The sequence below is a fragment of the Streptomyces caniscabiei genome (assembly GCF_014930365.1).
Classification (GTDB): Bacteria; Actinomycetota; Actinomycetes; order Streptomycetales; family Streptomycetaceae; genus Streptomyces; species Streptomyces caniscabiei.
Genome location: NZ_JABXWI010000004.1, coordinates 546,979 through 560,204, shown reverse-complemented (window position 1 = coordinate 560,204; position 13,226 = coordinate 546,979). Strand labels below are relative to the sequence as shown.

The window sequence follows — 13,226 nt, the reverse complement described above, 5'->3', positions numbered from 1 at the left end:
CGGAGGGCCGCGGGGGCTCAGCCCCTGCGGCCCTCCACCCACCCGGCGACCTCGTCCAGGTCCTTCGTGATGGCCTTGAGCACGGCTCGGGCACCCACGGGGCCCATGACCCGGGCGAGCAGACCCGCGACGGAGCCGGTCGGCCGGGCGGAGAACGTCATCAGGATCGTCGTCGACCCCGGCCCGTCGGCCCGCAGCCGCCACTCCGAGACATAGCGGGAGCCGTGCGACTCGGCCTCCACCACATAGCGCTCGGGCGGCTCGCTGACGGTCACCCACATCTCCTCGGTGGCGTCCTTGCCGAACATCCGACGGGTCTCCCGCCACCGCGTGCCCACCCCGAATCCCCCGTCCGTGAGGACCTCGACCCTCGTGACACCGCTGAGCATCCGATCCATACCGCCGAGGTCCGTCAGGGCCTCCCACACCCGGCCCTGGGAAGCGGCCACCCGTCGCTCGACGACGACACTTCTGCTGGTCATGCCTCCCATGAAAGCACCGGGCGCGGGCGCCCGCCCCAGGACGACCGCCGTGCCGGGGCCCGCTCCGGCCGGTGCGCCAGGTTCCGTAACCAGGGTGCGTAGTTCTACGGACGACCGCGCCGGAGGGGTTCTGCGAGGCTCGGATCTTCAGCTGCGGCCGCGACCGGTGGGGCCGCATGGAGGGGATCCGGCCGTGGGCATCCCTCCTCCACGCGTTCCACCACGCCGTCGCGCCACCCCGCCCCGCGACCCCGCGGGGCGATCCGGCTCCGCCGCCGCACCCCGTCCACCACGACCGAGGAGACCCCGATGACCGAACGCCCCGAGGGTGCGCCGGCCCAGCCGCAGCCGCAGGACCAGCCGTCCGCGTCCCCGTCGGTGCCCCCGCCCGGGCAGGCCCCGCCACAGACACCCACCCAGGCCGAGATACCCGCCCAGCCGGCCCAGGCCCAGGCGCACGCCCCCACGCAGGCGGCCGTGCCGAGCGCCTACCCGTACCCGCAGTCCCCTGCCCCGCACCCCCAGCCCCCGGTCGGCTACGGCCCTCCGGCCGCCGCCGTGACCACCCAGGCCAACCCCTACGGTCAGCCGCCGGGTGGCTATCCGCCCGGTGGCTACCCGCCGGGCGGCTATCCGCCGCTCGGGGCACCGCCCGCCAAGGGCGCCGGCGGGCGCGCCGTGCTGTGGGCGCTGGTCGGCGCGGCGGTGGCCTCGGCCGCCTGGGCGGGCGGGGTGTTCCTGCTCGGCAAGGGCGATGCCGAGGCCGACCTGCGCGGCTACCGGGCCAAGTCGGACATCTGCCCGTCGGTGGACTACTCGTCCTTCAAGACCGAGTACCCGGAGGAGGACGACGCCCCCGTCAACAACTCCCTGAAGCACGCGGCTCTCGACCAGAGCTACTGCAGCATCTCCCTCAAGGAATCCTCGTCCTCCACCCTGTCCGACGCGTACTTCTCGGTCCAGATGGACCTGCACAAGAAGACCGATCCCGGCCCCGAGTTCACCGCCCTGTGGTCCGAGTACGACCAGCGCTACGACGACTACGAGGTCGAGAAGCTCGACGGCTTCGGGGACGAGGCGTACCTCATCACCGAGGACACCACCTCGGGCGACGACACCAGCGGCAGCCGGTCGGCCACCCTCGCGGTGCGCGACGGCTGGATGACGTACGAGATGCGGTGGAGCGCCTACGGCTCCAGCTACGACAGCGTGACCATGCCGGACGTGGACGACGTCGTGGACTGGCTCAAGAACGACACGAACGCGACCCTCGACAACCTGCGGGAGTCCGACGGTATCTAGGGCGGGCGAGACGCGCTCCGACGGGTGCGGGGGTGCGCGGCTGCGCGGGTGAGCCCGCGCGGCGGCCGTGGCGGATGCGGCGGGCGTGGACGGAGGCGGGGCACGCCCCGCCTCCGCTCCCTCTCGCACCCGGGATCGGCTCAGTCGCCCTTCGCCTTCGCGTAGTCCTTGGCCATCTGGCCGGCGAAGTCGTACAGCACGCACTGCTCGTCGCCCACGACCCACGCGTCGTGCCCCGGCGGACACACGAAGGTGTCGCCCGGTCCGACCTCGCCCTCACCGCCGTCGTCCATCCGGATCTGCATACGGCCCTGGACCACATACCCGTTGTGGTGGACCTGGCAGCTCTCCGTGCCCGCGATGGGGCCGACGGACTCCGACCAGCGCCAGCCCGGCTCGAAGACGGCCACGGCGAAGTCGAGCCCGGTGAGGTGCACGGCCTCGAGGTGGCCCCGAGGGAAGTCGCGCCGCTCGTCCGGTTTCTCGACCGACTTGATCTCCAGCATGACGGCTCCTTCCGTTCCGTCCCACCCCCCTCATCGTCCGCCTGTCAAGCCGGGGCCGCCAACCGGGGGAGCGTCTCTCTCCTGAGGTGCCGGGCCCCCGGGAGCGTCGTGTAATGAGGGCCGGAGATCGCTTCCGTGGGAGAGACGATGCGCTCACGCCGTACCGCTGGGAAGGGCGAGGCCGAGGACGCCGGGGGCGTGCTGCGACGACTCGGGGAATGGTGCGCCCGGCACTTCGTGATCGTGATCGTGGCCTGGCTGGTCGCCCTCGCGGCCGTGCAGGTACTGAACCGGTCCTACGGCGGCGACTACTCCGACAACTTCTCCCTCCCCGGCGTGCAGTCCCAGAAGGGCCTGGACGTACTGAAGGAGCACGACCCGGCGGCCGGCGGCTACGGCAGCCAGATCGTCCTGCACGACGAGGACAAGGCGCTCACCTCGCTCGGCTCCCAGATGTCCCAGACGGTCGACGACCTGCAGAAACTGCCGCACGTGCTGTCGGTCCAGAACCCGCTGACGGCGCCCTCCGGCCAGTCGTCGCAGTCGTCGGGGCAGTCGCAGCAGCCGAACGTCGGCCCTCTGTCCTCCGACCAGAAGACGGCGTACATCACGATCCGCTTCGACGTGCAGCCCTCGACCCTCGGGGACGGCTATCTCGACGGCGTGGACGACTCGGTCCAGCCGGTGCGCTCCGCGGGCGCCGAGGTCGAGTACGGCGGACCGCTCGGCGAACTGGCCCGTCCCGCCGCCGACGACCGGGTGAGCGAGCTGATCGGCTTCGCGGTCGCGATCATCGTCCTGCTGATCGGCTTCGGCAGCGTCATCGCCGCCGGACTGCCCCTGGTGACCGCGCTGCTGAGCGTCGTCGGCGGACTCGCCTGTCTCGGTCTGCTGGCCGCCGCGTTCACCTTCGCGACCGTCTCACCGACCCTGGCGACGATGATCGGGCTCGGCGTCGGCATCGACTACGCCCTGTTCCTGATCACCCGTCACCGGCAGAACCTCATGGACGGCGACGACCCGGTCCGGGCGGCCGGCCGCGCCGCCTCGACCAGCGGCCACGCCGTCCTCGTCTCCGGCTGCACGGTGATCGTCGCCCTCGCCGGGCTGTACGCGTCCGGGGTGAGCTTCATCGGCAAACTCGGGCTCGCCGCCGCCGTGACCGTCGTCTCCGCGATCATCGGCGCGCTCACGCTGGTCCCGGCCCTGCTCGGTCTCATCGGCCGGCGCATCGACCGCTACCACCTCCGCAAGCCCGTCGCCGAGACCGGCGCGGAGGCGGGTGAGGAGATCACCGGCACCTGGCACCGCTACGCCCAACGCGTGGAGCACCATCCGTGGCGGTTCCTGGCGGCCGGTGTCACGACCGTCGCGATCCTCGCCATCCCCCTTTTCTCCATCCAGCTCGGCCACATCGGTGACGGCGCCGACCCCACCTCCTTCACCGACCGCCGCGCCTACGACCTGATGACGGACGCCTTCGGGCCGGGCTCCAACGGCCCGCTCACGGTCGTCATCGACCAGACCTCGGTGCCGTCCTCGGACCGTCAGAGCCTGCAGAGCACCGCCCAGAAGAACCTGGACGCGGTGGAGGGGGCCTACGCGGTCACCCCGCTGACCCCCACCCAGGACGGGGACGTCCTGGTCGGCACGGTCTACTCCGAGGAGTCCCCGCAGAACGCCGACACCACGGACCTGACCAACCGGCTCGTCGACGACACCCTCCCCGCCTCGGTCTCCGGCACGAAGGCGCACGGTTATGTCACCGGGACCACCGCCTCCCAGGTCGACTTCCGTGACATCGTGGCGAGCCGGCTGCCGATCATCATCGCCGTGGTGGTCGCCCTCGCCTTCCTGATCATCCTCGCCGTCTTCCGCGGTCTCCTGGTCGCGGTGAAGGCCGCGGTCCTCAACGTGCTCTCCATCGCGGCCTCGTACGGCGTCGTCGTCGCCGTCTTCCAGTGGGGCTGGGGCGGGCCCGCCCTGGGCGTCAACGGAAAGGTGCCCATCGAGAGCTACGTCCCGATGATGATGTTCGCCATCATCTTCGGCCTCAGCATGGACTACGAGATCTTCCTGCTCTCCCGTGTCCACGAGGCCTGGACACGCACCGGCGACGCCCGCGCCTCCGTGGCCCACGCGCTGGAGATCACCGCCCGGGTCATCACCTGCGCCGCCCTGATCATGGTCAGTGTCTTCGCCGCGTTCATCGTCAGCGACAACATCGTGGTCAAGATGCTGGGGCTGGGGCTCGCCGTCAGCGTCCTCATCGACGCCACGGTCGTCCGCCTGCTCATGGTGCCCGCGGTGATGACCCTGCTGGGCCGCCACGCCTGGTGGACCCCGCACTGGCTGGACAAGGTGATGCCGCACATCGACGCGGAGGGGGACACGGCGAAGCGGCCGGTCCCGACGGGGCGGGACCGGCCGCTCGACAGCTGACCCGCTTCAGCGGGACGGGAGTCGACGGTTCGTCAGAACGTCAGCTTCCAGCTGTTGATGTAGCCGGTGTCGAGGCTGGCGACGTCCTGCACCCGCAGCTTCCAGGTGCCGGCGGCCGTCTCCGAGGAGGCGTCCACCGTGTACGTCGCGATCACGTTGTCCGCCGAGTCGGAGGACGAGGAGTTCTTCAGCCGGTACGCCGTGCCGTCCGGGGCCACGAGGTCCACGACCAGGTCACCGCGCCAGGTGTGGACGATGTTCACGTCCACGGAGAGCGTGCTGGGCGCCGTTCCGGCCCGGTTGACGTTGATCGGGGACTCCACGGTGGAGTTGTCGGGGATCTGGTAGTCGGCGGTGTTCTCGAACACCGACTGGTTCCCCTCCTCGTCCACGCGCCAGGCGAAGCTCGCCGTGCCGGTCTCGCCGGCCGCGTCCGTCACGGTGACCGTGACCGTCGAGTTGCCGGCTGCGGTCGGGGTGCCGGAGATCCGGCCCGTGGCGGCGTCGAGGGACAGCCCGGCAGGCAGCCCGGTGGCCGCGTACGACAGGGCGCCGGGGTTGGTGGAGGACGCCTGGACGTCCAGCGTGACCGACTGGCCGACCAGGGAGTACTGGGCGGCCGGCGGGACGACCGTCACGCCGTCGAGGATCCGCGAGCCGACGTTGATCGCGGCCCAGGCGTTGGCGGTGTTGTTGTAGGTCACCGTGCCGAGCCCGTACAGGTCGGCGGCGGCCTGGAGGGTGGCGGTGCGGGCGCCCGCGTAGTTGGTCGTGGACGTCATGTACGTGGTGAGCGCCCGGAACCAGATCTTCTCGGCGGCGTCCCGGCCTATCGGGGTCACCGGCAGCCCGTCGAACGTCGGCGAGTCGTAGGAGACACCGTTGACGACCTTGGCGCCGCTGCCCTCGGAGGCCAGGTAGTACCAGTGGTTGGCCGGGCCCGAGGAGTAGTGGACGTCGACGTTGCCGAGCGTGGAGGACCAGTAGTCGCGCGAGGAGCCGTCCTTGCTGGGCTTGTCCATGTACCGCAGCGGTGTGCCGTCGCCGTTGATGTCGATCTTCTCGCCGACCAGGTAGTCCCCGACGTCCTCGCTGTTGCCGGCGGCGAACTCCACGGCGGCGGCGAAGATGTCGGAGGTCGCCTCGTTCAACCCGCCCGACTCGCCGCTGTAGTTGAGGCCCGCGGTGACCGAGGTCAGACCGTGGGTCATCTCGTGCGCGGCCACGTCGATCGAGGTGAGCGGGTTGGCGTTGCCCGATCCGTCGCCGTACGTCATGCAGAAGCAGGAGTCCTGCCAGAACGCGTTGACGTAGTTGTTGCCGTAGTGCACCCGGCTGTACGGCGCGACGCCGTCGTTGCGCAGCCCGTTGCGGCCGTGCACGTTCTTGTAGTAGTCCCAGGTCAGCGCGGCGCCGTAGTGGGCGTCGGCGCCCGCCGTCTCCAGGTTGGCGGTGGTGCCGTCGCCCCAGACGTCGTCGGCGCCGCTGAACAGCGTGCCGGTGCCGGAGGAGCCCCGGTTCAGGTTGTACGTGCGGTGGTTGCCCCGCTCCGCGTCGGTCAGCGTGTACGACGAGCCGGACTGGCTGGTGCCGAGGGTGACCGTGCCGCTGTAGCGGGTGTTGCCCGTGCCGGTGTGCACGGCCTCGTACTCGTACAGCTTCTTCCCGGTCTGCGCGTCGGTGACGACGTGCAGCTCACTGGGCGTGTCGTCGTGCTGGAAGCCGCTGACGACGGTCTCGTAGGCGAGGGTCGGCGTGCCCTTGGCGGCCCAGACGACCTTGCGGCTGCTGTCCGGAGCGGTCTTGGTGGACCCCTCCTCCTTCGCCGCCTTGAGCGCCTGCTTCTCGGCGGTGGCCCGGCTGACCTCGGGGCTGAGGTCCGACACCTTCAACTCGGGCTTGTAGGCCCGGGTGACGCTCTCGACCGCGCCGGACCTGGCGGTGTGCACGACCAGGTCGCCGCCGAGCACGGGCAGACCGGCGAAGGTGCGCTCGTAGCGGGTGTGCACGGTGCCGTCGGCGTCCTTGACGACGTCGCGGACCCGCAACTCCTCCTGGCTGCCGAGGTCCAGGCGGTCCTCGGTCCGGTCCGTGGCCTTCTCGGCCTGCCGGACGAGGGTCGCCCGCTGGGCGGGGGTGAGCTGGGCGGGAAGTGCCCCGCGGTCCGCCCGGGCCGCCGCGGGACGGACGGTGCCTTCGCCGCCGTCACCACGTGCGATCGCGGGGGCGCCCGGGACGGCGACGGCGAGTACCGCCGCCGCGACCACGAGGGCGGCCGTGGCCGTGGTGCGTCTGTGGGGGGTGGATCTCACGCGAACTCCTTAGCTGCGGCCGCGTCGGACGCGCGGCCGTACGAAGGCCCCGGTGCACGGGTCGAGGCACCGGGTGGTGCAGGGAGTGCTGCGATGCGGGTGCGCGTGCGCCGTCGTGAGACGGGGTGTGCACAGAGTGACAGATGTGGAGCTCCTGTGTCAGGAGCACAACAAGTGTTTGGCCGGAAAGTGATCGATCAACGAGCGCGGGTGACCAGCCGCTCGCCCGGCGGCGCGACGGCCGCCAACGCCCTGAGGAGGGAGGGTCGTTCGTAGGAGCGCGGCGTGCGGAGTGCGCGGTCACAGCCGGCGCGGCGAGCGGGCCGAGCCGCAGGACCGCCGACACGAGCCACGGCAGGGGCAGTTCGCCGTTCGCCTCCGCAAGGCGGGCAGGAGGCGCCGACCGGGCCTGGCTTTGCGGTTGTGGATGCGCTCCTGTTCAGGGGCCGAAAGCTCTGAGAGTCGCGTGGACAAGTGAGTCGGCGTATGCGGCGGTCAGCGGACCGCTGCGGTGCAACCACCGCTGGAAGAGGGGGGCGTAGAGCACTTCCAGGGCCAGGTCGAGGTCGGCGTCCGCGTCGAGCTGGCCGGCCTTCTGGGCGCTGCGCAAGCGCGCCTTCTTCGCCTCTTCCAGCGGCTGGGCCAGCTTCTCCCGGTACTCGGCCGCCAGCGCGGCATCGTTGGCGATCTCGGTATTGAGGGCCCGGATCAGCCTGTCGAAGGACGGGTCGGCGAACTCCTCCGCCGTGGCACGCATGACGAGCTTGAGGTCGGCCTCGAGGTCGCCCGTGTCCGGCAGCGTGACCGACTGTCCGTCCGCATCCTCACTCAGAGCCAGAAGGGCGGCGAAGACGACCGCGCTCTTCGACGGCCACCGCCGATAGATCGTCTGCTTGCCGACGCCGGCGCGGGCGGCGATGGCTTCGACCGTGACCTTCTCGTACGCCTCCTCCGCGACCAGGGCGCGGGTGGCCGCGAGGATTGCCTGCCGGGACCGTTCCTTGCGCCGGGAGTGGTCCGGCCCCTTCTCGTTGGACATGCGGCCAGCCTAACCCCTAAACGAAACGAGACGCTCCGTGTTGAAAGGAACCGGAGCATGCCCTAGGCTGGAAAGGAATCGAAACGAACCGTTTCGTTTACTGAGAGTGAGGAACCGTGGCGAACGCAAGAGTCTGGCTCATCACCGGCGCATCCCGGGGCCTGGGCAGGGCTTTCGCCGAGGCCGCCTTGGCGGGCGGCGACCGCGTAGTGGCTGCCGCCCGCAACGTCGAGCCTCTGGAGGAACTGACCGAGAAGTACCCCGACTGCCTGGTCCCGCTCGCATTGGATGTCACCGACCGCCGGGCCGTGTTCGACGGGGTGGAGCGGGCGGCAGCTGCGTTCGGCAGGCTGGACGTCGTCGTCAACAACGCCGGCGGAATGCTCTACGGGATGGTGGAGGAGGCCACGGAGGAGCAGATCCGGGCACATATGGATGTGAACTTCTTCGGCGCTGTGTGGGTGGCTCAGGCGGCCCTTCCCCACTTACGCGCCCAAGGCGGGGGACGGCTCCTCCAGGTCACCTCGATGGGCAGCGGCGGTGGCATGGCCACCGTCGGCTTCTACGGCGCAGGCAAGGCCGCGCTGGACTCGGTCAGCGAGGCACTGGCGATGGAGGTCGAGGGGTTCGGCATCAAGGTCACCATCGTGCAGATGGGCGGCTATGACACCGGCCTGTTCACCACCGGCACCACGACCACCGAACCCCTGGCGCGGTATCAGTCCCTGCGCACCGAGATGGAGGCGATGTGGGGCGACGCCGTCCCCCCGGAGCCCGGCACGGCTGCTCCGGTCATCATGGAGCTGGCCGCACTGCCGGACCCGCCCCGACGGCTGATCGTCGGCAGCCAGTCCTTCGATCACGTCCTGGAGATGGACCAGGCCCAAGCGGATCTGTACCGGTCCTGGGAGCACCTCAGCCGTATCGCCCCGGGCTGACCCTGTCCCGCGCCACGACATTCCCGTCCCCGTCCCGCCGCTCAGTCGCGGGGTCGGGCGTGCGCGGAGAAGCGCGCCGTACCGGCGAGATCCGCCGGAGTCGCCCGTGGACCGGGCGGCCTCGCCGCCCGGTCCACGCCCGCCGACGGGACGTCACCGAGCGCAAGGACCGCCCCGGCCCGGTGCGGCGTGCCCGCAGAGGTGTACTCCTGTCCGCTTGCGGGTCATCGGTCATCGCCGGGAAGCCTGCCGGAGGCGCCCGGCCTACCTGCGTCAGCCGATTTTCAGCGGCCCCTCACCGTCTGCGGGGCGCTCCTCACCGCTTGCGGGCGAGGCCGCCGTGTTCGGCGACGACCTCGGGGGCGGGGTCGGTGGTGTCCGGGCGCCACAGGGGGACCGACACCACACCGGGGTCGAGGAGTTCCAGGCCGTCGAAGAAGGACGTGATCTCGTCGACGGTACGCAGGTTGTACGGTACGGCGCCGCTCTCGTTGTAGCTGTCCTGGGCCCGCTCGAAGACCGGGTCGATGCCCCGGGAACCGTCGTTGACGGCGAGGTAGCTGCCGGCCGGGAGCGCCCCCATCAGGCTGTCGACGACGGACCGCGCCTGGTCGTGGTCGGCCACATGGCCCAGGATGTTGCTGAGGATCAGCGCGGTGGGCCGCTTGAGGTCCAGGGTGTCGGCGGCGGCCGCGAGGATGCGGTCGGGGTCGAGCACGTCGGCGTCCACGTAGGCGGTCGCGCCCTCCGGGGTGGAGTAGAGCAGGGCGCGGGCGTGGGCCAGGACCAGGGGGTCGTTGTCGACGTAGACGATCCGCGACTCCGGGGCGATCCGCTGGGCCACCTCGTGGGTGTTCTCGGCGGTCGGCAGGCCGGTGCCGACGTCCAGGAACTGCCGTATGCCCGCCTCGGTGACCAGGTGGGTGATGGTGCGGCGCAGGAAGGCACGGCTGCCGCGGGCGATGGTCACGATGCCGGGGAACACGGCGGTGTAGGCGTCACCGGCCTGCTCGTCGACGGGGTAGTTGTCCTTCCCGCCCAGCCAGTAGTTCCAGATACGGGCCGAGTGGGGCACCGAGGTGTCGATCTTCTGATGCGCAGCCGGACCGGGCGTGGTCGCGTGGTCGGTCATGTCTACCGTCCGTCTTTCAGCCGAAGCGAGGAGTTCCGGACACAACCTACGTCCCGACACCCTTGTCTCGTACGCCAGTTCACACTTCTGGGACGTCCGAGCAGGCGTTTCCCGGCGCGGCCGCGTCCGGTGGGGCACCCCGGGAACTTCTCGGGCGGCGCCGCGCGTCCATCGGGTGAGGCCGGACGCATCCGGCCTGCGACGGAGGTGGGTTGCCATGACGACGAACGACCCGGGCACGATCGAGACCACGCTGGCCGACGGCCGGCGCATGACCCTGTCGCTGCCTCCGACGGACGCGGGATGGGCCGCCGACGGGATAAAGGCACTCCGTGCCGTCCCGCCCACCCACACCAGCCGTGGAGAAGCGCCTCCGGCCCTCCCCGAGCGCCCCGCACTCCCGTTGGAGGTCGCCCTGCTCGGCTTCGGCGCCTGACACCACATCGGGCTACGGCCGAGTCCGTGGCGGGCCACGGCCGTACGGTGTCGGGCACGGCCCGTACGGTGAGGAGTTCGACGGAACCTGGCGGAGTTCGACGGAACCTATGGGAGCAGCCCGCTCCGGCACCGGGAGGCGGTGAGCGGAGAGGTAAGGGAGGCGGCGTGCCGGACGGATGGGAGTGGGACCCCACGCTCTTCCGGGGGAGCGCGGCGTACTACGAGCGGGGGCGGCTTCCGTACGCCCCCGGTTTCGCGGACGTCCTCGCCGGAGCCCTCGGACTGGACGGTCGCGGCCGGCTCCTCGACGTCGGCTGCGGACCCGGGACCGTGCTGCTGCCGATGGCGCGATACGTCACGGAGGCCGTCGGCGTCGATCCCGACGAGGACATGCTGGCCGAGGCCGAGCGCCGCGCCCGACGCCTGGGAGTGACCAACGCGCGCTGGGTGGCCGCCCGCGCCGAGGACCTGCCGGCGGGGCTCGGGACCTTCCGGGCCGTGGTCTTCGCACAGTCCTTCCACTGGACGGACCGGGACCGGGTCGCGGCCACCGTGCTGCGGATGCTGGAGCCGGACGGCGCGCTCGTCCACGTCAGCGACCTGCACGGGCCGCACCCCGAGCCGGTCCCCGCACCCCTGCCGCCGCTGTCGGCGCCCGCGCCACCGTACGACCGGATCCGGGAGCTGGTACGCCGCTGTCTGGGCCCGGTGCGGCGCGCGGGGCAGGGCGTCCTGGTCGACGGCACGCCCGGGGGAGAGGCGGCGATCATCGAGCGTGCCGGCTTCGAGGACCTCACGCGCCTGGTCGTGCCGGCGGGGCAGATCGTCACCCGTTCCCGGGACGACATCGTCGCGTGGGCGTTCTCCCGATCCGATTCCGCGCCCCACCTGTTCGGCGACGGACTGCCGGACTTCGAGCGGGACCTGCGGACGTTGCTGGCGTCCACGGCCCCCGACGGCCGTTTCGCGGAGCGCCTTCCGGCGACCGAGATCAGGATCTGGCGGAAACGGAAGCGGTGACGAAAGCGGGAACTGCCTGAAGGGCAAGCCCACCGGTCGTCCCACCGTGCAGCAACTGCACGGCGTCGCCGCCCGGGAGAAGAGGACCGGCGTCTTCTTCTCCTCCGTGGGCCACACCCCGCAGGCCCGCACCTGGACCCAGGCCAGTGGCACCCTGCTGTTCCGCCTCGACCGGCAGGGCGCGGTGGAGGCGGTCGACGGGGCCGCGCACGCGCTGTCGGCGGAGGTGGACGCCCGTGGGGCGGTCGGCACGGGCTGACCCGCCGACCGCGCCTCCCCTCGCGGGCCCGGGAGCTCGCGGTCGGCCGGTGATCATGTGCGAGTAGGCTCGACGGGCCCGGGTAGCGGCAAGCTCAGGGCGTCGCCGGTGACCGTGCCCGCCCGGCTCCAGCGGGGAGCGGGGTCCGTCTCATGACGGGCGGTCGCCGGTTCGGAGCCGGAAGGAACGACCAGATCATGCGTGTCCAAGGGAACGTGACCCGACGTCGGGCGGGAGGGGACAGGTGAGCGGCGCCGAGGAGCCCGTCCTCCTGCACACCAACGGCCGGGCCGCCCACATCGTCCTCAACCGCCCGAGGGCCCTCAACGCCCTCGACCACACCATGGTGCGGCGCATCGACGAGGCGCTCACCGCCTGGGAGGACGACCCGGCCGTGGAGACCGTCGTCGTCACCGGCGCGGGGGAGCGCGGACTGTGCGCGGGCGGCGACATCCGGGTCGTGCACGACGACGCCCGCGACGGGGACGGCACCGCCTCGGCCGCGTTCTGGCGCGACGAGTACCACCTCAACGCCCGTATCGCCCACTACCCCAAGCCCTATGTCGCCGTCATGGACGGCATCGTGATGGGCGGCGGCGTCGGGATCTCCGCGCACGGCAGGGTCCGGATCGTCACCGAACGGTCGCGGATCGCCATGCCCGAGACCGGCATCGGCTTCGTCCCGGACGTCGGCGGCACCCGTCTGCTGGCCCTCGCGCCGGGCGAACTCGGCACCCTCCTCGCCCTCACGGGCGCGGCCGTCGGCGCCGGCGACGCCCTGCTGTGCGGTCTCGCCGACCACTACGTACCGTCCGCGTCGCTCGGCGCGCTCCTGGACGACCTCGCCGCCCTGCCCGTCCGGGAAGCCGTCGCACGGCACGTACGGCAGGCGCCGCCGGGTGAGTTGGCTGAGCGGCGGGACTGGATCGACGCCTGTTTCGCCGCACACACGGCCGAGGAGATCGTCCGCCGACTGCTCGCCCACGGCGATCCGGCGGCGAAGGAGACCGCCGAGACCCTGCTGGTCAAGTCCCCCACCGCGGTCAAGGTCACCCTCACCGCCGTGCGGCGGGCCCGGGTCCTCGGCTCCCTGGAAGAGGCGCTGGACCAGGAGTACCGCGTCTCCTGCGCCGCGCTGGCCACCGCCGACCTCGTCGAGGGCATCCGGGCCCAGGTCATCGACAAGGACCGCCGCCCCCGCTGGACCCCGGCCACGCTCTCCGACGTCACCGACGCCGACGTGAACCGCTTCTTCGCCCCGCTCGGCGACCGCGAACTCGGCCTCGGCCCGGTCGCACCGAACACGACAACACCTAGGCTGCCGACGTGACCCACACCCCTCACACTCCCCCCACC

12 protein-coding genes are annotated in these 13,226 nt (G+C 71.5%); 7 read left to right on the top strand and 5 right to left on the bottom strand.

Going from position 1 to position 13,226, the window contains the following annotated elements; genetic code table 11:
• Positions 1-17: 17 nt before the first annotated feature.
• A complete protein-coding gene (locus HW837_RS14135; protein WP_193379622.1) occupies positions 18-482 on the bottom strand; it encodes an SRPBCC family protein in 465 nt (154 codons plus the stop codon).
• A 309-nt stretch (positions 483-791) separates the two neighbouring features.
• On the opposite strand from HW837_RS14135, the gene HW837_RS14130 reads away from it, so the two are divergent.
• Positions 792-1,784, top strand: coding sequence for a hypothetical protein (locus HW837_RS14130; RefSeq protein ID WP_193379623.1), 993 nt, complete (start codon positions 792-794; stop codon positions 1,782-1,784).
• 140 nt (positions 1,785-1,924) lie between these two features.
• Here HW837_RS14130 and HW837_RS14125 read toward each other — a convergent pair whose 3' ends face one another.
• The gene (locus tag HW837_RS14125) at positions 1,925-2,290 is read right to left on the bottom strand and encodes a cupin domain-containing protein (protein WP_045560188.1); all 366 of its coding nucleotides are present in this window, start codon (positions 2,288-2,290) and stop codon (positions 1,925-1,927) included.
• Positions 2,291-2,437: 147 nt separating this feature from the next.
• Here HW837_RS14125 and HW837_RS14120 point away from each other — a divergent pair, with 147 nt between their 5' ends.
• Entirely contained in the window at positions 2,438-4,732 is a 2,295-nt protein-coding gene (locus HW837_RS14120; protein ID WP_193379624.1) for an MMPL family transporter, read from the top strand.
• A 32-nt stretch (positions 4,733-4,764) separates the two neighbouring features.
• On the opposite strand, the gene HW837_RS14115 is transcribed toward HW837_RS14120, so the two are convergent.
• Entirely contained in the window at positions 4,765-7,044 is a 2,280-nt protein-coding gene (locus tag HW837_RS14115) for a M4 family metallopeptidase (RefSeq protein WP_193379625.1), read from the bottom strand.
• A 439-nt stretch (positions 7,045-7,483) separates the two neighbouring features.
• The gene (locus HW837_RS14110) at positions 7,484-8,083 is read right to left on the bottom strand and encodes a TetR/AcrR family transcriptional regulator (protein WP_193379626.1); all 600 of its coding nucleotides are present in this window, start codon (positions 8,081-8,083) and stop codon (positions 7,484-7,486) included.
• Positions 8,084-8,199: 116 nt separating this feature from the next.
• Here HW837_RS14110 and HW837_RS14105 point away from each other — a divergent pair, with 116 nt between their 5' ends.
• Complete coding sequence (locus tag HW837_RS14105; protein ID WP_045560192.1) at positions 8,200-9,021, top strand: SDR family NAD(P)-dependent oxidoreductase; 822 nt, start codon at positions 8,200-8,202, stop codon at positions 9,019-9,021.
• Positions 9,022-9,337: 316 nt separating this feature from the next.
• Here HW837_RS14105 and HW837_RS14100 read toward each other — a convergent pair whose 3' ends face one another.
• Positions 9,338-10,153 (bottom strand): SAM-dependent methyltransferase, encoded by an 816-nt coding sequence (locus HW837_RS14100; protein ID WP_045560193.1) that lies wholly within the window; start codon positions 10,151-10,153, stop codon positions 9,338-9,340.
• 217 nt (positions 10,154-10,370) lie between these two features.
• On the opposite strand from HW837_RS14100, the gene HW837_RS14095 reads away from it, so the two are divergent.
• The 4 genes from HW837_RS14095 (at position 10,371) to HW837_RS14080 (ending at position 13,200) form a co-directional block, all read left to right on the top strand.
• On the top strand, positions 10,371-10,589 hold the full coding sequence (locus HW837_RS14095; protein ID WP_045560194.1) for a hypothetical protein: 219 nt from the start codon (positions 10,371-10,373) through the stop codon (positions 10,587-10,589).
• A 167-nt stretch (positions 10,590-10,756) separates the two neighbouring features.
• On the top strand, positions 10,757-11,611 hold the full coding sequence (locus HW837_RS14090; RefSeq protein ID WP_045560195.1) for a class I SAM-dependent methyltransferase: 855 nt from the start codon (positions 10,757-10,759) through the stop codon (positions 11,609-11,611).
• A gap of 46 nt (positions 11,612-11,657) precedes the next feature.
• A complete protein-coding gene (locus HW837_RS14085; protein WP_045560196.1) occupies positions 11,658-11,870 on the top strand; it encodes a hypothetical protein in 213 nt (70 codons plus the stop codon).
• Positions 11,871-12,114: 244 nt separating this feature from the next.
• Positions 12,115-13,200 (top strand): enoyl-CoA hydratase/isomerase family protein, encoded by a 1,086-nt coding sequence (locus HW837_RS14080; RefSeq protein WP_193379627.1) that lies wholly within the window; start codon positions 12,115-12,117, stop codon positions 13,198-13,200.
• Positions 13,201-13,226 lie beyond the last annotated feature (26 nt).